The organism is Aquimarina penaris, assembly GCF_040786285.1.
In the GTDB taxonomy this organism is placed as follows: Bacteria; Bacteroidota; Bacteroidia; order Flavobacteriales; family Flavobacteriaceae; genus Aquimarina.
Window position 1 is genome coordinate 269107 of record NZ_JBFMKQ010000003.1, and the last position, 26712, is coordinate 295818.

Annotated in this window: 21 protein-coding genes; 7 read left to right on the top strand and 14 right to left on the bottom strand. The window is 33.1% G+C overall.

The features are described 5' to 3' along the window. Positions 1 to 183: 183 nt before the first annotated feature. The 4 genes from ABW637_RS15010 to epsC form a co-directional block, all read right to left on the bottom strand. The gene (locus tag ABW637_RS15010) at positions 184 to 936 is read right to left on the bottom strand and encodes a GDSL-type esterase/lipase family protein (protein ID WP_367585532.1); all 753 of its coding nucleotides are present in this window, start codon (positions 934 to 936) and stop codon (positions 184 to 186) included. A 504-nt stretch (positions 937 to 1440) separates the two neighbouring features. Further along, the gene (locus tag ABW637_RS15015) at positions 1441 to 3327 is read right to left on the bottom strand and encodes a DUF885 domain-containing protein (protein WP_367585533.1); all 1887 of its coding nucleotides are present in this window, start codon (positions 3325 to 3327) and stop codon (positions 1441 to 1443) included. 195 nt (positions 3328 to 3522) lie between these two features. Beyond that, positions 3523 to 4407 carry a cysteine synthase CysM gene (gene cysM, locus ABW637_RS15020; protein WP_367585534.1) on the bottom strand — a complete coding sequence of 295 codons (885 nt, stop codon included), beginning with the start codon at positions 4405 to 4407 and terminating at the stop codon, positions 3523 to 3525. Beyond that, positions 4407 to 5198 carry a serine O-acetyltransferase EpsC gene (gene epsC / locus ABW637_RS15025; protein ID WP_367585535.1) on the bottom strand — a complete coding sequence of 264 codons (792 nt, stop codon included), beginning with the start codon at positions 5196 to 5198 and terminating at the stop codon, positions 4407 to 4409. The genes cysM and epsC overlap by 1 nt, the downstream gene beginning before the upstream one ends. Before the next feature lie 324 nt (positions 5199 to 5522). Between epsC and ABW637_RS15030 the strand changes: the two genes are divergently transcribed. The 3 genes from ABW637_RS15030 to gap all read left to right on the top strand — a co-directional run bounded on the left by ABW637_RS15030 (position 5523) and on the right by gap (position 7848). After that, positions 5523 to 5942 (top strand): CBS domain-containing protein, encoded by a 420-nt coding sequence (locus ABW637_RS15030; protein WP_367585536.1) that lies wholly within the window; start codon positions 5523 to 5525, stop codon positions 5940 to 5942. A gap of 120 nt (positions 5943 to 6062) precedes the next feature. Then, the gene (locus ABW637_RS15035; protein ID WP_367585537.1) at positions 6063 to 6743 is read left to right on the top strand and encodes a DUF2461 domain-containing protein; all 681 of its coding nucleotides are present in this window, start codon (positions 6063 to 6065) and stop codon (positions 6741 to 6743) included. 115 nt (positions 6744 to 6858) lie between these two features. Continuing rightward, entirely contained in the window at positions 6859 to 7848 is a 990-nt protein-coding gene (gap, locus tag ABW637_RS15040) for a type I glyceraldehyde-3-phosphate dehydrogenase (protein ID WP_367585538.1), read from the top strand. A 185-nt stretch (positions 7849 to 8033) separates the two neighbouring features. Here the strand turns inward: gap and ABW637_RS15045 are convergent, their stop codons facing one another. The 5 genes from ABW637_RS15045 to ABW637_RS15065 form a co-directional block, all read right to left on the bottom strand. Beyond that, positions 8034 to 8783: an SDR family NAD(P)-dependent oxidoreductase gene (locus tag ABW637_RS15045; RefSeq protein ID WP_367585539.1), complete on the bottom strand. Its 750-nt coding sequence runs from the start codon at positions 8781 to 8783 to the stop codon at positions 8034 to 8036. Between the two features lie 71 nt (positions 8784 to 8854). Continuing rightward, positions 8855 to 9436, bottom strand: coding sequence for a TetR/AcrR family transcriptional regulator (locus tag ABW637_RS15050; RefSeq protein ID WP_367585540.1), 582 nt, complete (start codon positions 9434 to 9436; stop codon positions 8855 to 8857). A 78-nt stretch (positions 9437 to 9514) separates the two neighbouring features. After that, a complete protein-coding gene (locus tag ABW637_RS15055) occupies positions 9515 to 10042 on the bottom strand; it encodes a GNAT family N-acetyltransferase (protein WP_367585541.1) in 528 nt (175 codons plus the stop codon). Between the two features lie 16 nt (positions 10043 to 10058). Continuing rightward, on the bottom strand, positions 10059 to 10808 hold the full coding sequence (locus ABW637_RS15060; protein WP_367585542.1) for a C40 family peptidase: 750 nt from the start codon (positions 10806 to 10808) through the stop codon (positions 10059 to 10061). A gap of 179 nt (positions 10809 to 10987) precedes the next feature. After that, positions 10988 to 12166 carry an acetyl-CoA C-acyltransferase gene (locus ABW637_RS15065; protein WP_367585543.1) on the bottom strand — a complete coding sequence of 393 codons (1179 nt, stop codon included), beginning with the start codon at positions 12164 to 12166 and terminating at the stop codon, positions 10988 to 10990. A gap of 277 nt (positions 12167 to 12443) precedes the next feature. On the opposite strand from ABW637_RS15065, the gene ABW637_RS15070 reads away from it, so the two are divergent. Next, complete coding sequence (locus ABW637_RS15070; RefSeq protein ID WP_367585544.1) at positions 12444 to 14489, top strand: HD family phosphohydrolase; 2046 nt, start codon at positions 12444 to 12446, stop codon at positions 14487 to 14489. Positions 14490 to 14694: 205 nt separating this feature from the next. Here ABW637_RS15070 and ABW637_RS15075 read toward each other — a convergent pair whose 3' ends face one another. From ABW637_RS15075 to ABW637_RS15090, 4 genes are all read right to left on the bottom strand, one after another. After that, on the bottom strand, positions 14695 to 14970 hold the full coding sequence (locus tag ABW637_RS15075) for a DUF3817 domain-containing protein (RefSeq protein ID WP_367585545.1): 276 nt from the start codon (positions 14968 to 14970) through the stop codon (positions 14695 to 14697). A gap of 25 nt (positions 14971 to 14995) precedes the next feature. Further along, positions 14996 to 16234, bottom strand: coding sequence for a mechanosensitive ion channel family protein (locus tag ABW637_RS15080; protein WP_367585546.1), 1239 nt, complete (start codon positions 16232 to 16234; stop codon positions 14996 to 14998). Between the two features lie 119 nt (positions 16235 to 16353). Next, positions 16354 to 19287 carry a TonB-dependent receptor gene (locus ABW637_RS15085; RefSeq protein WP_367585547.1) on the bottom strand — a complete coding sequence of 978 codons (2934 nt, stop codon included), beginning with the start codon at positions 19285 to 19287 and terminating at the stop codon, positions 16354 to 16356. Between the two features lie 162 nt (positions 19288 to 19449). After that, the gene (locus ABW637_RS15090; protein WP_367585548.1) at positions 19450 to 19968 is read right to left on the bottom strand and encodes a hypothetical protein; all 519 of its coding nucleotides are present in this window, start codon (positions 19966 to 19968) and stop codon (positions 19450 to 19452) included. Positions 19969 to 20190: 222 nt separating this feature from the next. Between ABW637_RS15090 and ychF the strand changes: the two genes are divergently transcribed. Both ychF and ABW637_RS15100 read left to right on the top strand, forming a co-directional pair. Then, entirely contained in the window at positions 20191 to 21285 is a 1095-nt protein-coding gene (gene ychF / locus ABW637_RS15095; RefSeq protein WP_367585549.1) for a redox-regulated ATPase YchF, read from the top strand. Between the two features lie 351 nt (positions 21286 to 21636). Further along, complete coding sequence (locus ABW637_RS15100; RefSeq protein WP_367585550.1) at positions 21637 to 23820, top strand: tetratricopeptide repeat-containing hybrid sensor histidine kinase/response regulator; 2184 nt, start codon at positions 21637 to 21639, stop codon at positions 23818 to 23820. On the opposite strand, the gene ABW637_RS15105 is transcribed toward ABW637_RS15100, so the two are convergent. Beyond that, a complete protein-coding gene (locus tag ABW637_RS15105) occupies positions 23809 to 24546 on the bottom strand; it encodes an alpha/beta fold hydrolase (protein ID WP_367585551.1) in 738 nt (245 codons plus the stop codon). The two genes, ABW637_RS15100 and ABW637_RS15105, sit on opposite strands and share 12 nt — an antisense overlap. A gap of 273 nt (positions 24547 to 24819) precedes the next feature. On the opposite strand from ABW637_RS15105, the gene ABW637_RS15110 reads away from it, so the two are divergent. Beyond that, positions 24820 to 26697 (top strand): M61 family metallopeptidase, encoded by a 1878-nt coding sequence (locus tag ABW637_RS15110; protein WP_367585552.1) that lies wholly within the window; start codon positions 24820 to 24822, stop codon positions 26695 to 26697. The last annotated feature ends 15 nt before the right edge of the window (positions 26698 to 26712 follow it).

Below are 26712 nucleotides of genomic sequence, written 5' to 3' on the forward strand. Positions count from 1 at the left end.
AAGTCAATGTTTTTCTTGTGGTATTAGTCGTTAGTGTGCGACCAGCCAGTATAAGATCCTACTATTTTACAAAAAAACGGCTAAACCTCGCAAAAGTTATCGCTGTTTTTTTAGGGCGAGACAGTAACAATTCGATAATGCATGAAGAGCAATTTTATGATCTAATTTTATAGTAAGGAAGCTTTATTGTTTTTTAACAAAAAATTCTATTGCCTTATAATATCGATCTGCAACTACTTTTGCTCCAGTTTCATTATAATGTACAATATCAGCCATAAACCGATCATCCCATCCTTTGGTCATATTTATTGCCACTACTCTAGAAGAATCTGTTGTTTGCAATTGTGCTGTTTTTTTAATTTGACGATTAAATAGATTAAATGCAAGTGTACTTTGAGGAGTCATAAAATCAGACCTTCCAGGAGCTATTTGTTCTATGAAAATAGTAACATTCTTATTGTGTTTCTGTAAAATGTTTATAATTCTATTAACATTTATAATTGCATTTTTTACACTAACACCTTTAAAGAGATCATTAGTACCTATACCTAGCAATACAACATCGGGGACACCTGCATCTTCTATTATTTGATGAATATTGATTAAAATATCCTCAGTTTTAAAACCACCAACTCCAGCATGATTTGTATCAAATTCTTTGTTCATAAATTTAGGATTTGAAATTCCATCAATGAGAGGGCCACTAAAATCAAAAGCCCAATTATTAGCAACTAGGTTTTTCCATAGCTCATATCGATAACTTTCAAAAACCGGACTTGATCCTTGAACTCTGGAATCTCCCAAAGGCAATATTTTTACTCCTTCACCTATTATTTGAGTTGGAATAGGTTCTGTAACAATAGTGTCATCATTAGAACAAGACAATAAGTTAATGCATATTAATAGAATGATTAATCTTAATATTTGGGTCTTCATTATATGTAATTTTTTTATTAAGTAGAGATAACTTAGAATAGTTTTATCTTACTCTGTTTACACTAATTTTATTGTAGATTTTTTAGAAGAATACTTATTTCGGAAAAATTAACTACCTATGTTTTTTACCTAGGCTTATTTTGTATTATGATCAAAATAAAATCAGATTCCAAAAGCAGTACTATTTCTAAACTACTAGATAAAGAGACTTTTGGATTTAATTAATGTGACAGAAACACTACTGTGATTTTTGGAAAGAAAGCTGTAATTGTTTATGCTTTAGGCAATATATCTGGGGTTATTCGAACAATTCAGAACTTAGATATTTATTATTCTGATCCTATGTAACCCATACCAAAAATGTTTTTTGATTAATTTGATTTTATATTTTCATGATAATCAAACAATCTTATTAGATACCCTTTTAGAATATTGACGCTCTAGTATTCTAGCGCTGAAGAAAATTGAGAATAAAACTATGACAGAAGATTGTCTCACTATTCTTTAGCCATCGCTATTTGCAAGTGTTTCATTAATATAGGCATCAATAAGTTCTTCTAGAATATCTAACGGAACTGCTCCGTTTTTTAATACTACATTGTGAAATTCTTTTAAGCTAAAACGATCGCCAAGTTTCTTTTTTGCTCGTTCTCTAAGCTCTAGTATTTTCAACATTCCGATCTTATAAGCACAAGCTTGTCCTGGCCAAACAATATATCGTTCAATTTCTGTAGTTACTTCTGTCGTGGTCATTCCGGTATTTGCTACCATATAATCAATAGCTTCTTCTCGTGTCCATTTTTTATAATGAATACCCGTGTCAACCACAAGTCGAACGGCTCTAAACATTTCGGCTTGTAATCTACCCAGGTTTCCAAAAGGGTCATCTTTATAAAAGCCTAGCTCCCAGGCTAACTGCTCAGAATATAATGCCCAACCTTCGATATATGCCGTAAAAAGTCCGATAGTTCTAAAAATGGGAACACCTTCAAGCTCTGATTGGATAGCGATTTGAAAATGATGCCCGGGGATTCCTTCATGATATGCTAATGTTTTCATCCCGAATTTTACAGACTCATGTACATTTCTAAGATTGGCGTAGAATGTTCCTCCTCGCGAACCATCCATTGCGGGCCTGTTATAATAGGCACCTGCCGAACCTTCCTCTTTGAACTCTGGAACGCGTTTTACCTCGAGACCTGCTTTTGGCCGTACATCAAAGGCATCATCTAAACCAGCACTTATTTCGGCCAGGATGCGATCATATTCATCGAGTACCATTTGTCTTCCTTCGTCATTATTAGGAAAAAGAAAACGTTCTTCTTTATTTAATTCCTGAATGGTAGCTCCAAGTGTTTTCGTAGTATCGGTGTATCCCTCGGCTGTGAGAATATTTTGCATTTCATTTTTTATTCTGGCCACTTCTAATAATCCGATTTGATGTACTTCTTCAGGATCTAAATCGGTAGTTGTACGTTGTTTTAATTGATAGCGATAGTATGCTTCTCCATCAGGTAATTTCCAAACACCATCCTCTGTAGTGGCCTTTTCTTTAAGTTGTTCGAAATACGTAATGAGGTTTTTATAGGCTCCAAAGACTGTGGTTCCTATTTCTTCTTCAACTTGTTCTTTGTAGGTGTCTTTCTCTTCTTGAGATAAATTATCTAATTTGTCAATTTTAGATTCAAAATTGGTATATAGAATATTTGATTTTACAGGCGACGCTGTCTTTTGTAGATCTTGAATACTATCTGCACTGCCACTTTTTACACCAATAAAACCATTCATTTCATCCAACACACGATTAATGACAAACTTAGGAGGTAGTATGCCTTTGTTCTCGCTTATTTTTAAGCTTTCAATTAATTGGTTGAATTTAATATCAAATTTAGATAAACGCTCAATATATGCTTCTGCATCACTCTCATCTCTTAGCTTATGAGAATTTTCCATAAGACTAGGTAGTGAGTTCTGTACTCCGCCCATTTGGTTAACCGGGTAACCGTGATAGAAAAACGCTTCACCATCTTTCAATCCTTTTAAATAAAAAGCTAAAATTTTAGTATTTAATTTATTCGTTTCTGATTGTCCTTCGAAATCATAACTCAACAAGGTCTCGTAATCCTCTTTCATTTTATTGAAAGATTCCCATTGTTTTGCATCAGAAATATCATCTAATTCATCCTTAGACATATCATACAAAACCGGAATACCCATAGAAGTTGTGAGCTCCGGACTTTCTAAAGCTAACTCTACAAATACTTTGTCGTAAAAGTGCTTTATATTAAATGGTCGAAACCAGATAAGATTTGTCAACCAAAGAAGACCTAATACAATGATGATAAGTATTGTTCTTGAGGTCCAAAATTTCCAGGTACGCTTTTTAGCCATGATGAATAATGTATTTGTGTATAATTACTATTGAGAAAGTACACGAGTGCTTTTCACATTGCTAAAGATAATTAAAGCAAGTGAATTTCTGATATTTGTGCTTAGCTTGTTGAAGTAGGGAAATTCTACTGCAACTAATTATATACTGCTTAAGCTAAGTTTTTATTATGTTTAGGTGTAAAGAAAAAGAAAACATCACTCAAACAAATCTGAACTCAAGTATCGATCTCCACGATCACAGATAATAGCTACGAGCACTCCACTTTTAAGAGTTTTAGCAAGTTTTAGAGCAGCTGTAACGGATCCACCACTACTCATACCAGAGAACACACCTTCTTCTTTGGCAAGGCGTTTAGCCATTTCTGTGGCTTCTTCCTGGCTTACTTCAATTACTTGATCCACTTTGGACGGATTAAATATTTTGGGTAAATATTCTTTTGGCCATTTGCGTATGCCTGGGATTCTGGATTCATCGGTAGGTTGTACACCCACAATTTGTATATCCTTAGATTGCTCTTTGAGATAGGTTGAGGTACCCATAATAGTTCCTGTAGTCCCCATAGAAGAAACAAAATGTGTTATTCTACCTTCTGTATCTCTCCAAATTTCAGGGCCGGTGGTTTTATAATGTGCTTTCCAGTTATCATTATTGGCAAACTGATTTAGCATAACATAACCTTCGTTTTTTACTTTAGCTTCGGCATAATCACGTGCACCTTCAATACCAATGTCTTCAGAAGTAAGAATAACCTTTGCACCATAGGCACGCATGGTTTGTACACGTTCTTTGGTAGAATTTTCTGGCATCACCAATTCTATGTCTAGTTTAAAGATCCCCGCAATCATAGCTAATGCAATACCTGTATTACCACTAGTGGCTTCAATAAGCTTAGTGTTTTGATCGATATCCCCGCGATCCAAAGCAGATTTGATCATATTGTATGCTGCACGATCTTTTACACTTCCGCCAGGATTATGTCCTTCTAACTTTAGATATAATGTGATATTAGGATTGTCGATAAGAGAAGTAGCCTTTACCAAAGGCGTATTTCCGATAAGGTCTAAAATACTATGTGACATTAAACAACTTTTTTAATCTTAATTTCTGCAGTATTAGAAATAATTGAATTTTCGGGTACAGAAGATGTAATCCATGCATTACCACCAATAGTACTATTGGCTCCAATAATCGTGCTACCTCCTAATATAGTGGCATTAGCATAAATAGTTACATTATCTTCTACCGTAGGGTGACGTTTTACATTTCGAAGTTTTCTATCTACATATAACCCACCCAAAGTAACTCCTTGATATATTTTTACGTTGTTTTTTATAATCACAGTTTCCCCGATTACAATACCTGTTGCATGATCGATAAAGAATGATTCTCCGATCTCTGCACCCGGATTAATGTCTGTACCAGTCAATCTATGTGAGTATTCTGTCATTAATCTTGGTACCAATGGTAATCCAAATTTTAATAACTCGTGACTTAATCTATAAATAGCTATTGCATAAAACCCTGGATACGCCATATAAATCTCTTCAATAGAGTTGGCAGCCGGATCGCTTTTCATAAATGCTTTAGCATCCAGGTTCAATTTTTCTAATATCTCTGGTAATTTTTCAAGATAAGATTGCCATAGTGTACTACATGGTTTTTCGGTTTCCCAACAGGCGAGATCAATAAGTTCTTCAAAAGTAACTTCAAGAAGGTCTATATTTTTTGCAACTTCGGTATCTGTATCAAATAATGTATAGAAAAGTAAGTTGGTAAAATATTCGGTTCTTTCTTTTAGCTTCAGCTTTAGATTTGGATTCTTTTTTTGCTCTTCGATCTTAGCAATAATCTCATCTCGTTCTTTGCTCATCATTGTCTTTTTGAAAACTCTAGTAAATATATAGAATAAAGAATATATACGTCTTAATAAGTTGTGAATCCTTACATTTTTACAATAATAATAACAAACAGCCGTAAGAATTGATAGTAATCTATAAAATTTGGTTAAAAAACCTGAAGAACATAATCCAGTTTGGATCTTATTCTTTTAATGAATAGAAGATATAATGATAGAAGTATTACATCTAAAAGTAGTAAAAAGAAGGTGATTTTTGTTATTGTTTCTACTGATATTTATCATAATTTTTTTTGGAGTTTGATCCTATATTTGAGTATCAATTTAAATTAAATAATAATGAAAAAAAGAACTCCCGTTTCCAAAATTATGACTTCTGATGTCATCACTTTAAATAGTACTAATGGTTTAGAAACTGCAGAAATGTTATTCAAAGAAAATAACATACGTCATATTCCTGTTGTTAAGGGCGATGTAATTATTGGCATGCTAAGTTATACAGATTTACTTCGTATAAGTTTTGCAGATGCCATTAATGAAAATGAACATGATGTTGATACAATTGTTTATGAAATGTTTACGATAGAACAGGTAATGGCAAAAAATTTGGTAAGTGTAAATTCTAATACTACTATAAAAGAAGTTGCAGAGATTTTATCTAAAAGAGAATTTCATGCATTACCAGTTATTGACAATGGTAAACTAGTAGGTATTGTAACGACTACAGATTTAATAAATTATTTATTGGAACAATTTTGAGAACCTTAGAATTTTATATTCTTATTAATGCAAGGTGATTATTATTCACATCCTATAAACATAAATTAAACTTTGACTTAGAAAACAGATTTTAGTACTTTTAAAATCAAAGTAAATTTTATGAGCAATATACCAAAATCAGCATTTGAATTCTTAAATGATTTAAAAAAGAATAACCATCGGGATTGGATGACCGAAAACAAGAAACAATATCAAGCTAATGAAAAGACGTTGAAAGCTTTTTATGCGCTGGTTGCAGAACGATTAAATGAAAAGGACGAAATAGAGAAGACTAAAGTTTTTAGAATTAATCGAGATGTTCGTTTTAGCAAGGATAAAACGCCTTATAATGTACATCGTAGCGTTAGTTTTAGCAGGACTGGAGCTCATCGAAGAGGTGGGTATTACCTAAGGTTAGAACCTGGTAATTCTCTAATGGCAGGAGGGTTTTTTAGTCCCGAACCAGCTGATTTACTACGAATTAGAAAGGAGTTTGAGATGGATGATCAGGAAATTAGGGAAATACTAGCCAATCAAGATTTCAAAAAAGCGTTTGGAGGATTTAATACCGGATATCAAGTCAAAACTGCACCAAAAGGCTTTAGTAAAGATCACCCGGCTATAGATTTGATTAAAAATAAATCATTTTTTGTCGAGCATAGTTTTACAGACAAGGAAGTTTTTGCTCCAGATTTTTTGGATAAAGTAGTATATCATTACGAATTATTAAGACCTTATTTTGACTATATGAGTGATGTATTGACCACCGATTTGAATGGGGTATCACTACTGGAAGATTAAAACTTTAATTTTGGCTTTTACAGGTAATTATTACCTCTTTTTTACGACCTTATAGCAAGGGAATATCATTTAGATATTCTTTCAGATTTTTACCAACAAAAAATGATAATTTACTATGAAGAGAATAGCAATTAATGGATTCGGAAGAATAGGACGTGCTGCACTAAAAGTAATTATGGAAGAGCCAGGGTTACAAGTGGTAGCAGTAAACGATCTAATGTCTATAGAAAATGCACAATATCTACTTAAATACGATAGTGTTTATGGTATTTATGATAAGGAGGTACGTATTCATGAGGATCACCTTCATGTAGACGGGCAAAAAATACTGTATTTTAATCAAAGAGATCCAGAGCAATTACCCTGGAAAGAAAATGACGTTGATATTGTAATCGAAAGTACTGGTTTCTTTACCAATAGAGAAGATGCAGAAAAGCATATTCATGCAGGTGCAACTAATGTAGTAATATCGGGGCCAACAAAAAGCAAAGATGCTCCTACGGTGGTACATGGTGTTAATACAGAAGAAGGAAAGACTGCAATTTTTTCATGTGCTAGCTGTACAACCAATAATATAAGCCCGGTAGTAGAGATTTTAGGGCGTACCATAGGTGTAAAAAAAGCAATATTAAATACGATTCATGCATATACCGCTTCTCAAACTTTAGTAGACGCACCATCTAAAAAAAATCCTAGGATGGGTAGAGCAGGAGCAGTTAACCTTACTCCAACCTCTACTGGTGCCGCTATTGCTACTACCAAAGCATTACCGCAATTTGAAGGAAAATTTGATGGAATAGCAATAAGAACTCCTGTTCCTGTGGGATCAATTAGCGATGTTACTTTTATAGCAGAAAGAAATACAAGTGCTGAAGAGATTAACGAAATTCTAGAAAAAGAAGCTAAAACGGATAGATACCTTAAAGTTTTGGATGTTACTTACGAACCTATCGTCTCTTCAGATATTCAACAAAACCCTTATGCGGCAACTGTTGATGCTTCTATGACCAGAGTGGTTGATGGAGATTTGGTCAAAGTAATGATATGGTATGATAATGAGTGGGGATTTACCAATCAAATGATTAGACAAATATTAGAGCTATAATTATAAAACAGTCTAAATTGTATAAAAAAGGTGGATTCTTTAGAATCCACCTTTTACTTTTTGATTTCAAACTTAGTTAAGTTACTCGATAATCGAGATTTAAATGCTCCGAGGCTTGCCTCGAAATCAAAATTATTTTCCAACCAATGCCTCACGGGCTTGCCCCGAGGTAGTTTACTTCAACTTTAAATCTGGCTCAAGCCACCATCTACTTCTAACTCTACACCGTTTATAAAGGAGGCATCGTCTGATGCTAAGAATAGTGCTGATTTAGCAATTTCTTCGGAGGTTCCAAAACGACCTAAAGGTACTTGTTGTGCAAATCCTTTTCCCATTTCTTCTACAACATCCTGTGGTAATCCCATTTTACCATATAGGGGAGTTTCGATTGGTCCCGGAGCGATAGAATTAACACGAATACCTCTTGACTTAACTTCTGAGGTTAATACACGTTGATATGCTCTTAAAGCACCTTTGGAAGCTGAGTATACTCCAAGTCCGTCAAAACCCTTTTGGTGAACGATTGAATTGGTAAATAAGATCGTACCACCATCGTTGATATTAGGTAAAGCCTCTTTGGTTGTCAGTATCGGGCCTTTTACATTAATATTAAATACTTCATCATAATGTCCCTCGGTAATTTCATTCGTGGGTGCAACTGGAGCAACGCCGGCATTAAGGAATAAAACATCAATCTTCCCATATTTAGCGGTTGCTTCCTGGATTAATCTTTTGTTGTCATCTGTTTTTGAAACATCAGCTGTAACGGTAATAAAATCTCCATCGAGATCTTTTGCAACTTCGTCTAACGCTTCCTGACGCCTTCCTGAAAGGACAACTTTGGCACCTTCTTGTAAGTATAGTTTAGCTGTTGCTAATCCTATTCCGCTATTAGCTCCTGTAATAACGGCTACTTTGTTTTCTAACTTTTTCATTGTATTATTTTATGTATTTGTGAATATTTATCTTGAAACGATCATTTCAAATTAGTTTAAAAAAAATTGATTTAATACAGTACTTTAAGTATAGTATTTATTAGATTTATAAGATCTTCTTTGTTTTTATTTAATATTCCTGTCATCCTTAATCCTTGGATAGAGGAGAACAAGTATAATGCATATTGATTCGCGGTTTGATTCTTGTTGAAAATCTTTTCCATTTGGCCTTTGCTCACAATATCTTCTAACATGGCGATCATACGGTCTTGATTTTTTTCCATGAAAGATTTAATTGATATCTCTTGATTTACCATTTCTGATTTACAATTCACTATCATGCATCCCTTACGATCATTATCATTCACAATTTCGTTGAGATTAAGCTCGAAAATAGTTTCAATAGCTTCTTTAGCATTATACGAATTTGCCAGGCCCTGATTAAAATTAGTGTTATGAAAAGATTGATAGTAAGAAAGAACCTCAAGAAACATATTTAATTTACTACCAAAAGAGTTATATATGCTGGATCGATTTAATGATGTGGCATCCACTAAATCTTGCATAGAAGTGCCGTTATATCCCTTTTTATGAAATACTTCTGTGGCTTTTTGTAAAACCTGGTTTCTATTGAATGTTTCTGTTTTTGGCATTTTTAATGAAATGAACGTTTCAAAATTAGGCAAAAATTAACAAGTTTATGTTATCAAAATCATAAAGTTTTTGAAACATTATAATTCCAGTTTCATCATGATATCAGTTTGGATCTCGGTTCCTAGCTTGAATTGGTGTTTATCAAAGATTTTAAACCCATTTCTTTCATAAAACCGTATCGCTCCAGGATTTTGATCCCAGACACCTAACCAAATAAAATCAGTTTCTTTTTGTTTAGCCACATTTAAGGATTGATCTAATAGTAGTTGGCCAATCTTTTTGCCTTGGTACTCCTTTACCACATAAATTCGTTCTATCTCGAGAGCATTGTTATGAACAGATTCAGTTTGTGCGTCTTCTGTATTTAGTTTTATATATCCCACAATTTCGGTATCGAATATAGCAAAAAAGAATTGCGAGTCGGGATGCTGTAGTTCTTTATTGATTTGATCTAAAGTGAATTTCTCTTTTAAATATACTTGAATATTTTCCTCAGTATTTATAGGAGGACCGAAGGCATCATAAAAAGTTTGTCGACCAATTTCTAGAAGTGTACGATTATCCTCAAGCCGTATTGGTATTATTTTTATTTCTTGAGAAGTCATTTTGAAGATTTTTAAATTATATAATCCTTTTTATAACTCTAAGGTTGTGCGTATGAGTACGTTTTTCGGTATTGTAGATTCCGGTATGATCAATACGATCCACACGTACTTTGCCATGTGCATGGATAATATAGTTATCTTTCATCATAATGCCTACATGTATAATACTCCCTTCTTCATTATCAAAAAAGGCCAGGTCACCGGGTTCACTTTCTTCAATAAAACTAAGGGGTTCTCCTTGCGTAGCTTGCTGTGATGCATCCCTTAGTAGTTGATAACCATTAAGTTTATAGACCATCTGAGTAAAACCACTGCAATCTATACCAAAATTTGTTTTTCCTCCCCATAGATAAGGAGTGTTGAGGTACATAAATGCACTTTCAACCAAGTGTTCTTTGGATTGTTTTTGAGAAATTCTATGACCATCATATGAGTGCTTTAGAAATTCTAAGGCCCCTAATGATGCTCCCAGTGGGATAGGCATTAATTGATTTTGATCACAGCTAATAAACTCGACCAAATCTCCAGATAAGGATATATCTTGCTGATCAAAAGTTTTATACTGTTCTTCTGTAACTTCTATGTATTGTTTGTTGTCAATCCAACCCTCGTATTGATCAAAAGCCAATCGAATTTTACTCCATTTCTTACGTTTTTCGAGCACTTTAAAATGTTCCCCATATAATAACTGAGAAACCATTTCGCTGGGATCTCTGGGCTCAAAACGTAACGGAACGATGCTTAGGTTACAAATGCCGTATTGCATTATAATGATTAATTATTAGTAATTAGTTGTAGAGTGTAATAGCTTTTTTTAAAAGAACATACAAGGTGGTTCATGAAGTTTTAGATAAATATTTTTGTTTTCAAACTCAATATTAATAGTCAAAATGTACACTAATAACTTACCTAAAACCTCATGTACAAATACCTTGTGTCTATAAATTAAATGCGTTCAATTACCATAGCAGAAGCACCACCCCCACCATTGCAAATAGCAGCAGCACCAGTTTTTGCATTATTTTGCTCTAATACATTCATTAGGGTAATTAAGATACGTACTCCCGAACATCCTAGAGGATGCCCTAATGATACAGCACCTCCATTAACATTGGTGTTCTTATCGTTAAGCCCAAGAATTTTTAAGTTTGCTAACCCTACTACAGAAAAGGCTTCGTTAAACTCGAAGAAATCAACATCATTAAGTGCTATTCCTGCTTTTTCTATTGCTTTAGGAAGCGCTTTGGCAGGAGCCGTAGTAAACCATTTTGGTTCATGAGCCGCATCTGCATAACTTTTAATTTTTACCAATGGTTTTAGCCCTAGTTCTGCAGCTTTTTCTGCACTCATCACTACAACGGCACCTGCACCATCATTAATTGTAGAAGCATTGGCAGCAGTTACGGTACCCTCTTTAGAAAAAGCTGGTCGTAATGCTGGTATTTTTTCCATTTTAACATTTTTGTACTCTTCATCTTCGGTAATCATAACGGGTTCACCTCGACGTTGAGGAACTGCAACAGGAACAACCTCATTAGCAAACTTACCTTCTGCCCATGCTTTTGCTGATCTTTCATAAGATTGGATAGCAAATGCATCTTGGTCTTCTCTGCTAAATTCATACTTATCTGCGCACTGATCTGCACAAACACCCATGGCATGGCCATCATATACATCAACTAATCCATCTCGTTGCATGCCATCTTCAAGAGTCTGTGGCCCGAATTTATGACCAGCTCTTAGCCTTACATAATGAGGAATTAAACTCATGTTTTCCATACCTCCTGCAACAATAATATCTGCATCACCAAGTGCAATCGCCTGTGCAGCGTGCATTACTGCTTTCATACCACTGGCACATACTTTATTTACAGTAGTACATGGAACAGTATCACTTATACCAGCAGCTAATGCAGCCTGTCTGGCAGGTGCCTGGCCATTTCCTGCTTGTACCACATTACCCATAAATACTTCTTGCACCAATGATGGATCAAGATTTATCTTATCTAATGCACCTTTGATAGCTGTAGCACCTAATTGTGTAGCGGGAACAGTAGATAAACTTCCTAAAAAACTACCAATTGGTGTACGTGCTGCAGATACAATTACTACTTCTTTACTCATTATATATTATTTAAATTGTGTGTATTGTTTGGTGCGAATTTAAGGATTTTTGAAGGATATACATAGTAAAGTACTAAGTACAATTTGCAAAGTAGTAAGTAAGAGATGTGATATTGTATTTTTTTAAATCTTTCACCCATAGCGAACTTTTATGCGGGCAGTTTTTGTCTTTGTTGTTCTGAAATTCAAAAATTGACCGATGTGTTGTAATTTTATCCTGTACATCGTACTTCTAACTTTGATTTAGTACTTTTGAGTAATTTATAGAATATTACTTGTGAAAAGATTGTTGAATAGATTTTATAAAAGACAGTCCTCTATTTATAGGATTTTTCTTTTTATATGCACTACCGCTTTAATTGTGTATTTATTCCCTAAAGGAGGAATATTTAAGTATGAGTTTACCAAAGGAAAACCATGGCAATATGAAAATTTATATGCTCCATTTGATTTTGCAATAGCAAAGACAGAAGAAGAAATAGAAACCGAAAAAAAGCGGATAACAGATAATATCATTCCTTATTTTGAGTATGATACTATAATTTCTAATACGGCTAAGGAATCATATGACAATGCTTTCTCAAGTTATTTAAAGGTTTTGAATCAAAGTGGATCACGTGATCAAGCCAAACTTTTCGGGAGAATTTTACTAAATGATATTTATAGGTATGGGGTGTTGCAAGAAACCTATTCCTATGGAAATAAAAGGCAAATATTTTTAAATAGAGGAAACAAAGCAGAGGCAATAACGTATGGGCAAATTTTAACCCCAAATGCCTTAACTAAGCTTATTAATACGCGTATTGATAAAAGCGAGTATACTAAGTTTAAAAGTGGTTTTGTGGCACTGTTTTTTGATTTAGTTAAACCCAATGTTAGGTTAAATGATAAATTAACAGAAAGTACATTAGAAAATGAATTGACCAAAGTGCTTACTACACGAGGCGGAGTGTCTCGTGGGAGTAGAATCATAGCAAAAGGAGAAGTTGTAGAAGGGGATACGCTACAAATATTAAGTTCTTTAAAAGCCGAATATGAATCTCAAGTATGGAGTGATAAAAACTTCTATTGGATAGTATTAGGATATTGTCTTCTGGTCTCTCTGGCACTAATGATGCTTTTGCTTTTTATTCGAAAGTATAGGGCAGATATTTATGATAACAATACACAAGTAACATTTATTTTCTTTAATATTCTATTCATGGTGTTGGTTACTACTTTAGTCGTTAAGTATAAATCAAACTATATTTATGTTGTCCCCCTGTGTATTCTTCCCTTAGTACTAAAAGCATTTTTTGATTCACGATTAGGGTTGTTTACGCATGTGGTCACGGTTTTAATTCTTGGTTTCGTGGTACCGAATAGTTATGAGTATACTTTTTTGCAAATTATTGCAGGGATAGTAACCATACTTACGATTTCAGAATCATTTAAACGTGCCAATTTGTTTATCTCTGTAGGACAAATTACTTTGATTTATATTATTGCTTATATCTCTTTTCATATTATCCATGAAGGAAATATAAGTAATATTGATTGGACTACAGTGGTGTTATTTGTAATAAGTGGTTTTGCTACTCTAATAGTTCATCCTTTAATTTATGCTTATGAAAAGATTTTTGGATTGATCTCTGATGTATCGTTATTAGAACTTAGTGATACGAATTCGGTTTTGCTCAAAGAGCTATCCAATAAGGCCCCAGGAACGTTTCATCATTCACTTAATGTGGCCAATATTGCAGAAGCGGCAGCCAACGAAATTGGAGCCAATGCAATGCTCGTTAGAGTAGGAGCATTATACCATGATATCGGTAAAATGGTTAATCCAACGTATTTTACCGAAAATCAGTCTGCATCTGGTAATGCACACGATGTATTATCTCCAAAAGAAAGTGCTAAAATCATTGTTAATCATGTGATACGAGGTATAGAGATTGCTAAGAAGAATAATTTACCTGATCGGGTTATTGATTTTATTAGAACGCATCACGGAACAAGTACTGTATATTATTTTTATACTAAAGAAAAAGAAAGTAATGAAAATGTAAATATTGAAGATTTTCAGTACCCTGGGCCAAAACCATTTTCTAAAGAAACGGCAATTTTAATGATGAGTGATAGTGTAGAAGCCGCTTCGAAGAGTTTAAAAAACCCCACAAGTAGTTTAATTGATTCTTTCGTAGAGAAAATTGTAAGTAAACAGATGGAAGACGGACAATTTTTGAACTCAAATATTACATTTAAAGAGATTCAACAGGTTAAAAAAGTCTTTAAACGTAAGCTAACCAATATTTATCATCTTAGGATAGAATATCCAGAATAGTTATGAGTTATGAGTTATGAGTTATGAGTTATGAGTTATGAGTTATGAGTTATGAGTTATGAGTTATGGAGTAACTAGAGCAAGTAATTATTAGTTTTTTAAATTTATACGAATAGTTCCTAGTGATTATTAATTTTACACTCAAACACTCAAACACTCAAACACTCAAACACTCAAACACTCAAACACTCAAACACTCAAACACTCAAACACTCAAATATTTCTTATCCATCCAAAAAGTACCAAATGGAATAATAGAGCATAAAAGGACTATTCCCAAAGTTTTAGTACCCCATTGTTTTTCTGGTTTTACTAGAAAGGCAAATACGATATAAATCAGAAACAAAAAACCATGTGCCATGCCTATTACTTTGTTCGGTTCTGGAGATTCGAACATATATTTTAAAGGCATGGTTATAAAAAGAATAAGTAGATATGAAATACCTTCTAGGTAACTTATTAATCTAAAACTTGTAATCATAAAATTGACATTATTTGGGTGAAAATTATTTCTCCGGGTTAAAATTTAGTTCAAATACTTCTAAGTTAAAATATGGAATTGCTGCCAATAAGTGATCAAAAATATCTGCCATTATTTTTTCATAATTCTTCCATACTTTATCATTACTAAACGCATATATCTCCAGAGGAGTTCCTTGTGCAGAAGGAGCTAATTGACGACTCATGATCGTCATTTCCTTATTAATATATGGATGATTTTCAATATAAGATTCTACATACATTCTAAAAACTCCCATATTCGATAGATTTCTTCCGTTGATCAATATGCTTTTATCTACATTGTGCTCTTGATTATAGTTGTTAATTTTATGCTGCGCTTTTTCAAGATACTCTTTGATAAGCTCTATTTTTTGAAGCTTAGCAATATCTTCTTGAGATAAAAAAGAAATACTAGTTGTTTTAATTAATAGTGATCTTTTTATTCTTCTTCCGCCAGAATCCATCATACCTCTCCAATTTCTAAAAGATTCAGAGGTTAGGTGGTAGGTAGGAATTGTAGTAATAGTCTTATCAAAGTTCTGAACCTTTACCGACGATAAATTGATTTCAATTACATCACCATCTGCACCATATTTTTCCATAGTGATCCAATCTCCAATTCTAACAGTATCATTTACTGATACTTGTATACTTGCTACAAAACCTAGAATAGTATCTTTAAAAATTAAAAGAATTATTGCAGACATTGCTCCCAGCGCAGTTAAGAATGTCCATATTGATTTTCCGGTAATCGAAGAAAAAATTAAAATAACTCCAATAGACCAGGCAAATATCATAAACACCTGGATATAACTATCTATAGGCTTGTCTTTGAAAGAATCTAAAGATTTTAAGTAATCCCTAAAAGTCCTTAAAAGGCTTCTCACGATCCAAATAACCAATACGATGACCATGATATCGAATATGATCTCGAGATATTTTTCTGCAGTGGGATACGCAATAAATAAAAGAGGGGCAATCCAGATTATTATAGAAATTGGGATGATATGCGCCAGGTGATCAAATGTTTTGTTTTTAACTAAATAATCATCAAACACATTTTTGGATCTCGAAGCATATTTTTTGAAAATAGCGATTACTACCTTTTTTGTTACTAAATCCAACACGAACAGAAATAGCGCTAATATGCCAATCCCTATGATAAGGTTTAGGAACTCTGAAGCTTCTTCAGAAAAGCCTTTAGCAATAAAGAGATTATAAAAATAACGGGTTAATTCCTTCATGGATACTTTAATCTAGATTTTATGCAAAATTATGATTAAAGCTTTTGATAAAAAACAAATCGCTTTGTTTATTATAATAAACAAAGCGATTTAATAAAATTTATGATATTTAGCGTTCTTTAGAACTTATAGTTTAATGATAAGTTAAACATAGCTCCTAACTGACTAAAATGATAACCATCATACGACATTTGAGAATATCTTTGATTAAAAGTAATTAAGTTATCTACTATTTTTTCTACAGATATACCTGCTGGAATACCACTAGCTAAACCTGCTGGAGTTACTGCTCCATTTAAAACTCTATCACCAGATGCTGTAAGTGATTTAAATTCTCTTTCTGGTAATACATCCAATAGATTATTAACATTTAATGCTATTGTTATTTTATCAGTTGCATTGAAATTAATACCAAGATCGGTCACTATTTTGGTCATAAACTCAACACTTAAATCAGATCCTCCATCTAAAGTCGCCGCTACCGGGGTAACATCTAATAATTCTTCTACATCTTGTAATCCTTGATTTCTAAACCTAGTAGGACCAAATAAGGTGTTATTTAATGAAAAACTAAATTTACCGATATCATAATTAGCACCTAATATTGCTTTATATTCTGGTCTAGAAGTAAAGAATAATGCTTCTTGTGTATCATTAACAACAGATTGACCGGCTTGTGCAACTAGTGCCGGGTTCTTTACATCACCATCTCTTTCATTTTCGATCGTATAATTACCAGATAGGCTAAAACCAAGTTTTCCAGAACCTATTTCTATGTTTTTATAATTGGCAACAACATCAATACCCGAGGTTCTGGTGTCAATAGCATTAACAAAGAAACTTACATCGGACAGGTCATTGTCTTGTAAAACTTGGTCTAGCGGAGTACCTCCTGTTGCTGAAGCCCCTATTTCTGTACTTAAGACAATTCTATCATCAACCTGGATATTATAGTAATCTATAGTAAAGTTGATATTTCTATTGATTTTTGCACCAATACCTACAGTAAAGTTGGTAGACTCTTCGGCATCAAGTTGTGGGATATCTAATAATCTTGCTTGTGGAGAAACATTGTTTACTAATCCACCAACCTGGATTCCTTGACCAGGAACAAAAGAGAATTGTGCTCTTTGTGTATATATCTGGTGTAATGTAGGTGCTCTAAATCCTGTTGATATAGATGCTCTTAGGGTAAGTTTATCTTCTAAGAATTTATACCTCGAACTTAGTTTCCATACAAAAGCTTCTCCAAAATCACTATAATCTTCTAGTCGTATGGTTCCGTTTACTAAGAAGTCAGGGGTAATATCGGCTGATACATCAAAATAACCACCAAAATTGTATCTGTTAAATTTACCAGAATTTTCTGGTCGGTTACCAGCAAAAGAATCGGCACCACCACCATCATATGAGGCAAGGTCTCCTTCTATAATTTCAAAAGTTTCGGTTCTAAACTCTGCTCCAAAACCGATACTTATTTGATCAGAAACCAATTTGGCAATATCAATGTTACCTACACTATGCTTAAATTTTGTACCTCCTGGATCAAACGAAACAGGACTGTTTTCTCTATATAATTCAACAGGAATAAACTCTTCTCCAGCATCTGGAACACCATTTCCGTTAGTGTCATCAAAACTTGGTGCGAAAACAGCATTACGATTGTGTGAGTCATTTACGGTATAGTCTTGTGAGTTACCCCCAGTAGTATAACTTAGATCATAATTCCATCCGTTCTTTTTGGTTTTAAACCCAATAGTTGCATTATAGTCATTTAGATCTCCCTCAAAAGTAGGTACATATCCATCATATCCGTTACCATCAAATGTATTTCCATTGTTGTCTGTAAATGTAACACCTGTGGTTAATGGATTGGCACCTGGAAAGAAATTACCTAAATACTGAAAATCCTGAATGTCTCTCCAATACGGAGTTCTATAATTAGCAAAACTATTTACTTTCTTATATACATAAGCGGCATTTACATACACTTGAGTATTTTCATTAATATCATACCCTCCATTTACCAAAAATTTTGCTGCAGATGTTTCTGGAGATCCATTAATATTTCCTGCATCAGGACGTCTGGCTAAGAAAGCTTCGATATCTTCTTGTCTTTCTCCAACTCTTGTTCCACCAAAATCTATAAATTCACCAAGCGCATCTACATCACCTGGACGGTTAGCGAGACTTACTTTAGAGAAATCTACGGTATAATTAAAGAATCCTTTATTCTCACCAATGGTTGCGCCATTGTTAAGACTAATACCAACGGTTTCTCCATCCCCTTCAGAAGTGATACCGGTTCTTAGGGTTACCGAACCCTCTTCTGGACTATCTTTAAGAATAATATTCATTACACCGGCAATAGCATCTGATCCATATTGGGCCGATGCACCATCTCTCAATATTTCAACTCGCTTAATAGCATCTGTTGGTATTGCAGAGATGTCAGAACCTGTTTCACCACGTCCTGGAGAGGTTTGTGTATATAATAGGGAACTTAAGTTTTTACGTTTTCCATTAATTAGAATTAATGTTCTACTTGGTCCCATATTTCTAATCTCGTAAGGATCTAATAATGATGTAGCATCATTAACCGGTGTTTGTACCGTGTTAAAAGATGGGATTTTATATTGTAATGCTTTGTCAAATGTAATTTGACCGGTAGAGGCTAACTCCTTTGCTGGTAATACATCAACCGGAAGAGAAGATGTGGTATTACTTCTTGGTAATGCTCTGGATCCTACCAGTACAATTTCTTCGAGTTGAGCACCACTTGATAGCGTAATATTAATAGTTGTTTGACCTTGTACCAGCACTTCTTTAGAGTTAAAACCTACATAACTAAAAACTAAAGTGTTTTCTGGAGTAGCTTCTATACTATATTTACCATCGAAATCTGTGGTAGTACCAGTATTGGTTCCTTTAATAATAATATTTACTCCTGGAAGTGGAGCGCCATCGGAGTCTGATATAAGACCCGTAACCGTTTGTTGCGAAAAGCACAAACTAGTTGTTAATGCGAATAAAATAAGTGTGAGTTTTTTCATAAAAAAGTGTATATTTAAGATGATTGTGGTCATAAATATATCTAAAAGCACACTCTTTTAACAACCTCTTTTAATTTTTTTTAATTTAATTAACAAAAAAAACCGAGAATATACACCCGGTTTTTTACTTGTAATTACTACTCAGACTGGGTTGAGCAATACTTAATTAGCTTTATAAATAGTTGTGATTATTTTGTCGGATTGCGCATCATATTTTTCTAGGATAAAATTCTTATCCTTATCAAAATGTCCCAAGCAATTATCTTTTTCTCCCATGTTTACATTGTAGTAGCCACTACTTAATTTTCTCACTTTAGATACTTTATTTCCAGACTTATCCATAAATGTCATACGATATCCTTTACCATCAGATATTTTACTATAGGTACCTGTATCAGAAGAAGAATGTGATTGTTGCACATTTACTTCTTCATCTTCATAGATAGCAGTTTGGTTAGTTTTATCCTCATCACCTGGATTGAGCTTTATCTTACTCTTTTTAGTAATTACCTCTTGCTTCTTTATTATTTTTTCTTCACCATTGGGTCCTTTGATACGAATAATCTTAGTTACCGTTTCTTTAGATGAATTTTCTTTAGGTTTCGTTTCTTCTGATTGTGCAAATATCATAGTTGCACAACTCATAAATACTGTTGTAGTTAGGATTTTTAACGTTCTCATTTGCTTATTAATTGGTGGTTTAAAGTTACAAAAAAATGCAAAAACACATAAAAACCCTGAATTTTTAAACGTGTTTAGGGTAGTTAACACGATAAGTAGTAAGATATTGAATAAATACATATTCTTGTGATCTTGTACTTGTATACTTAGTATTATTACCGTTATCTTTGCACTCTCAAAATTGATTTCAATTTTAAATAACACAGATTTTATATTTTTATTATGAAAGCAGGAATTGTAGGATTACCTAATGTTGGAAAATCAACATTATTTAATTGTTTATCTAACGCAAAAGCGCAAAGTGCTAATTTTCCTTTTTGTACGATAGAACCTAATATAGGAGTAGTAAATGTACCAGATCCTAGATTAGAAAAATTAGAAGAATTAGTGGGGCCCGAAAAAGTAATCCCCGCTATTGTAGAGATTGTTGATATTGCTGGATTGGTTAAAGGAGCGAGTAAAGGAGAAGGTCTTGGGAATCAATTTTTAGGAAATATTCGAGAGACAGATGCGATTATACATGTTTTAAGATGCTTTGATAATGATAATATTGTACACGTTGATGGTTCTGTAGATCCGATTAGAGATAAGGAAACCATAGATATCGAATTACAATTAAAAGATTTAGAAAGTGTTGATAAAAAATTGGATAAGGTAAAAAGAGCGGCTAAAACAGGTAATAAAGAAGCTCAGAAAGAGGAGGCTATTTTATTACAACTTAAAGCTGGGTTAGAAGCAGGAATATCGGTTAGAGCTATTGATATTTCTGAAGACGATCGAGAAGGCTATGTTAAATCATTACAATGTATTACCGATAAACCAGTGCTTTATGTGTGTAATGTTGATGAAGGAGCGGCTGTTAACGGAAATGATTATGTAAATAAAGTTAAAGAGACTGTTGCTTCAGAGAAAGCTGAAGTAATAGTATTGGCTGTAGGAACAGAGGCTGATATTACAGAATTAGATGATTATGAAGAACGACAACTGTTTTTACAGGATATGGGGTTAGAAGAAGCAGGTGCTTCAGTTTTAATCCGTGCAGCTTATAAACTACTAAATCAGCAAACATATTTTACTGCAGGAGTTAAAGAAGTACGAGCATGGACTGTTACTATTGGTGCTACTGCTCCCCAAGCAGCTGGAGTAATTCATACAGATTTTGAAAAAGGATTTATTAGAGCAGAAGTAATTAAATATGATGATTTTGTAAAGTACGGAAGTGAATCCAAGGCGAGAGAAGCCGGAAAACTAGGAGTTGAAGGAAAATCATATGTTGTAAATGATGGAGATGTAATGCATTTCTTATTTAACGTATAAAAAGAAAGTCTATACTATATAGCAACAAAGAACCTCCCTGTATTACAAGGAGGTTTTTTGTTGAATGTGGTTGGATATATCTACAGTATCCTGAAAAATTATAGTAACACTATTAATTTATAGATTTAATTCAAATCGTAGCAATTGTAATCAAGTCCTATAAAATTATACAATAAATTGAAATAGTAGTACAATATAATAGCATAGAATAGGTCTATGGTGTTTTAAGTGTTTTTTAATATTTTTTTATTAAATTAACAAACTAATAGTAAGTGTTTGCTTACATGAGGGGGATTTTTTCGGAAACATACTTATAAAGTAAACAAGACTCATAACTAATAACTAAGAGCCTTGAGAACAGTTGTGCTAATATTTCATGTCATATTTTTAGGATACATTTCCTATGGGCAAAATCTGGCGGAGAAAAGTATTAATGACAGCATAGAAAAATTCATTATAAAATCAAATGATTTACTTTCTGATTATAAAATAAAGGAATCTTTAAATTATACTATTAAAGCTATAGACCTTGCACATCAGATCAATAATGATGTTAATATAAGTAGAGGACACTACTATATGGCTTGTAATTATGAAGTTATAGAAGATTTTAAAAACACCGAACTTCATTATAAAGAAGCTTTAAAATATGCGAAAAGCGCTAAAGATTCAATTTGGATAGCAAGAAGCTTAAATGGATTAGGAAATGTATATTCTGATGGGTATAAAGATCTTCAGAGAGGAGTTGATTACTATAATCAATCATTAAAAATTGCAAAAAGCATAAAAACTAGCGAAGAAGAGTTTGGTCCTATATTAAATCTCGGATGGACCTATATTGATGAAAAGAAGTATGATCTGGCATACCCTTATTTAGTAGAAGCACAACAATTAGCTCAAGATTCTATTAAAATAGTCGCTCTTAGTCATGTTAAATATTTATTAGGAAGATATTATGCAGGAAAGCGTGATTTTGAAAAAGCAAATCAATTATTTAATGATGTAATCAAAGTAATAGAAGGAAAAGAAATCTTTTATTTACTTAAAGATACATATGAAGCAAAATTTGAGGCATTTGAAGGTGCAGGCAATACCGATTCTGCATTATATAGTATAAAAAAATATTTGCAATACAAAGATAAATTATTTGACGAAGAAAAATTAAAACAAACAGAAATAGCAAAATTAAGTTTTAGTGTAGATGAATACCAAAGAGAGTTAGAAACCGCTAAAAAAGAAAAAGAATACTTAGCAAAAATTGCCAGAAATAAAGTAGCAATAAGCATTACTTCTGTGAGTGTTGTTTTATTGTTAGTCGTGGTATTTTTCTTTTATCGTGGGTATCGATCAAAGAAAAAGCTTAATGAAGTTCTAAAAGAAAAAAATGAAGAGCTATTTGAAGCAAAAATTGAAGCAGAAAAGCTTACCAATGTAAAGTCACAGTTTATTTCTACAGTGAGTCATGAATTAAGAACTCCATTATATGGTGTAGTAGGTATTACAACCCTGTTAATGGAGGATCAAGAGATTACATCAAAACATAAAAAGTTACTTAATTCGTTAAAGTTTTCTGGAGATTACCTTCTAGATCTTATTAATAAAGTCTTAAAAATCAGTAAAATAGAATCTAACAAAGAAAAGCTAACTAAAACTCCTACCAATCTTCTACAGCTTTCGCAAAACCTGCTACATTCTTTTGATTATCAAGCAAAAAATAAAAAGAATGAACTTGTTTTAGAAGTACAGAATGAGCTGCCAGAAATATTACTTGTTGATTCATTAAAACTATCCGAAGTATTGATTAACCTTATCGGAAACTCGTCTAAGTTTACCGAAAACGGAAAAATATGGCTTAGAATTAAAATAATTTCAATTGAAAAGGATGAAATAATGATCAGGTTTGAAATTGAAGATAATGGTTTGGGAATTCCTGAGGATAAAAAAGAATTTGTATTTGAAAAATTTTCTCAGGTAGGTAGGGAGTTTAATAAATTAGAGGGTACTGGATTAGGGTTGTCGATTGTAAAAAATCTTCTTGAAATGATGGAAAGCGAAATCCATTTAGACAGTAAAGAAGGAAGAGGTACGAAGTTTTATTTTGATCTAAAATTAGAGGTGATTGACGAAAAAAATGATGATAAACCAAATCTTAATGGAGAAGATGAAATTAATTTTTATAGAAAAATATTAGTAGCAGAGGATAATAAGATAAACCAGATTGTAACCAAAAATCTTTTGGATCTCATTGGGTATGATTGTACAATTGTTGAAAATGGGTTTAATGCTTTACAAATGGTAAAGAAAGAAAACTTTGATCTAATATTAATGGATCTAAATATGCCATATCTAAATGGTTTAGAGGCTACCAAACGTATACGAGAATTTGATACAGCTACACCAATTATAGCCCTTACAGCTGCAGAATTAAGTGAGGTGCAAGAAGAATGCATGGCTATTGGGATGAATGATATTATTAATAAACCTCTAAATAAGAATGATTTGAGAAATATAATATCAAAGAATTTAAAACGGTAGTAATTCTTTAATTAAAAAAGACTGTAAGTTATTGATAAACGCTGTTGTTTCTTTAACTACAATTTCTGGGGATTCTTTGTGTGGTGTATGACCAATGTTAGGGATTATAAGAGCATTAGAATCACCACTGGTTTTTTGAGTAATGGCATTCACCTGATCAATGGTTCCAAATTCATCTTTTTCTCCCTGAATAATTAATGAGGGACATGTAATCATTGATAAGTATTCTTCAATATTCCATGATTGATATGTATTTGAAAGCCAGGTCTCTGTCCACATTCTAAATACATCCTCTGTTTTGTTACCATGATATTTGTGCAATTTATCTTTTAGATTCGTATTCATATATGCCTTAACAGCCTCTTGTATACCTTGTATAGTTTCTTTTTCTACAAAAACATGTGCTCCTTCTGTAATAATGCCAGCTATTCTTTCGGGATATAAAGCAGCTGTTAACAAAGCAATACTCCCCCCATCACTATGACCAAATAATACAACATGGCTTAATTGTAATTGATCTATTATTTTTCCCAATATTTCAGCTTCCTTTTTGAGATAATCATTACTCCTTTTAGAGGCAGTAAAAGCTTCTGATTTTCCATAACCTTGTCGGTCATAAGAAAGAACATTACACCCCGTTTTTTCTTTTATTTGTTCGGGAAAATTTCTCCAGAGTTTAATACAACCGAGAGAGTCATGTAGAAAAATAATAGTCCTTTTATCCATAGATAATAATTTGGGGTCTATAGATAGACGTATGCGGCGATTGTTAATTATCAAATCCAAAAAATGATGCTTTTGTTATAAAAAACCTTAAAAATAAGCTAAAGTCAATGCAAATTGTATATTTTGCGTCATTAAAATTGTAACATTAGCTACTTTTTTTAGTCTAAAAATAATAAATAGTTAACCGAATCATGTAAAAGTCAATCATTGAGCATATTGACAATTTGTATATTATAAAAAGACCTACATGATTATTAACAATAAAAGAAATACATGAAAAAGATAGTAGTCAAGATTTCTGTAGCGTTATTACTAATAGGGTGTGGTACAACAAACCCTTCTAAAGATGTAGCAACCAATGTGCCCATAGTAACCACAATAGATTTAACTCAAGTGGTTGAAGATAAGGTTCCGGTTACTATTAATCCTGGACGATTTACTCAAGATACTGTTAAATACTATCTTCCAAGGGTAGTGCAAGGCACATATTCGGTGAGTGATTTTGGAAAGTTTGTCGATGATTTTAAGGCTTTTGATTATGCTGGTAATGAGTTGAAAACAGAAAAACTGGATGTCAACACATGGGTAATTGCCAATGCAAAGCAGTTGGATAAAATGAGCTATTTGGTTAATGATACCTATGATATAGAAAATGGAGGAGTAGAAACTCCTTTTTCTCCATCCGGTACCAACATAGAGGCAGAAAATTATGTATTGAATTTACATGGTTTTATAGGGTATTTCGATGTTCTTAAAAATAATCAATATGCTTTGGATGTTACTGCGCCAACAGCAATGAAAAGGACTTCGGCACTACAGAATATAGGCTCTGAAGTAAGTGAAGATGGAGCTGTTACCACAGATAAATATTTTGCTTCGAGATATTTTGAAATTACTGATAATCCTATGATGTATGGAAACCTTGATGTAGAAGAATTTGAGGTAGGAGGAATAAAAATAGTGTTAAGTATATATTCTCCGAATAAAGTTCATACAGCAGCCAAGATTAAAGAAACTGTATATAAAATGATGAAGGGACAAAAAGCCTATCTAGGGGATATTAATAGTACTCCCAGATATGACATTTATTTATACTTGGCGTCGGGATTAGAAGATTCGCCAACAGGTTTTGGTGCTTTAGAGCATCATACTTCTACAGTGGTGGTTTTGCCGGAACAAATGCCAGATGATGCATTGGCATCAGCGATGATTGATGTGGTGTCACATGAGTTTTTTCACATAGTGACTCCTCTTAGTGTTCATTCTGAAGATGTACATTACTTTGATTATGATAAACCTACTTTTTCTAAGCATTTATGGATGTATGAAGGAGTAACAGAATATTTTGCAACACTTTTTCAGGTTAACCAGGACTTGGTTGAACAAGATGAGTTTTACGAAAAAATAATGGGTAAAATTCAAAGTGCCAGCGGATTTGATGACACCATGAGTTTTACGGTAATGAGTGAAAACATATTAGATAAACCGTATGCTTCTAATTATGTTAATGTATACGAAAAAGGAGCATTAATTGGGATGTGTATAGATATTTTGATGCGCGAAGAAAGTAATGGAAATCGAAGTATCTTGTCGTTAATGAAAGAGTTGTCATTGAAATATGGTAAGAATAAACCTTTTGAGGATGATAAAATCATAGAAGAAATTACAGCCATGACTTATCCTTCGGTTGGTGAATTTCTAAAAACACATGTAATAGGAAAAACCCCTATTAATTATGAAGAGTTTTTTAATAAAGTTGGTCTTGCAGTAAAATCTGAAAGAATACAAACTAATTATATCCAAAATGCAGGAGCTTTGATTATAGCAGGTGACCAAGAGAAAGGAACTATCTTTTTTACAGAATTGGTTTCAGAAAATAGTTTTTGGAAAGAAAATGGAGTTATGCCCAATGATAATATAGTAGAGGTTAACGGTACCAAGCTTACATTGCAAAATGCTAACAAAATACTTGGGGCCACATTTCAATGGCAAGAAGGCGATGATGTAGAAGTTAAGTTAAATAGAGCGGGAGAAGAGGTTGTTATCAAAACTAAGGTGGCTAAATCTTATACTAAGGGTAAAAAGCTTACAACGGCTGATAATCCTTCAAAAAACCAATTAGAACTTAGAAAAGCCTGGTTAAAGGGGTAGTGTAGATTAAAATTT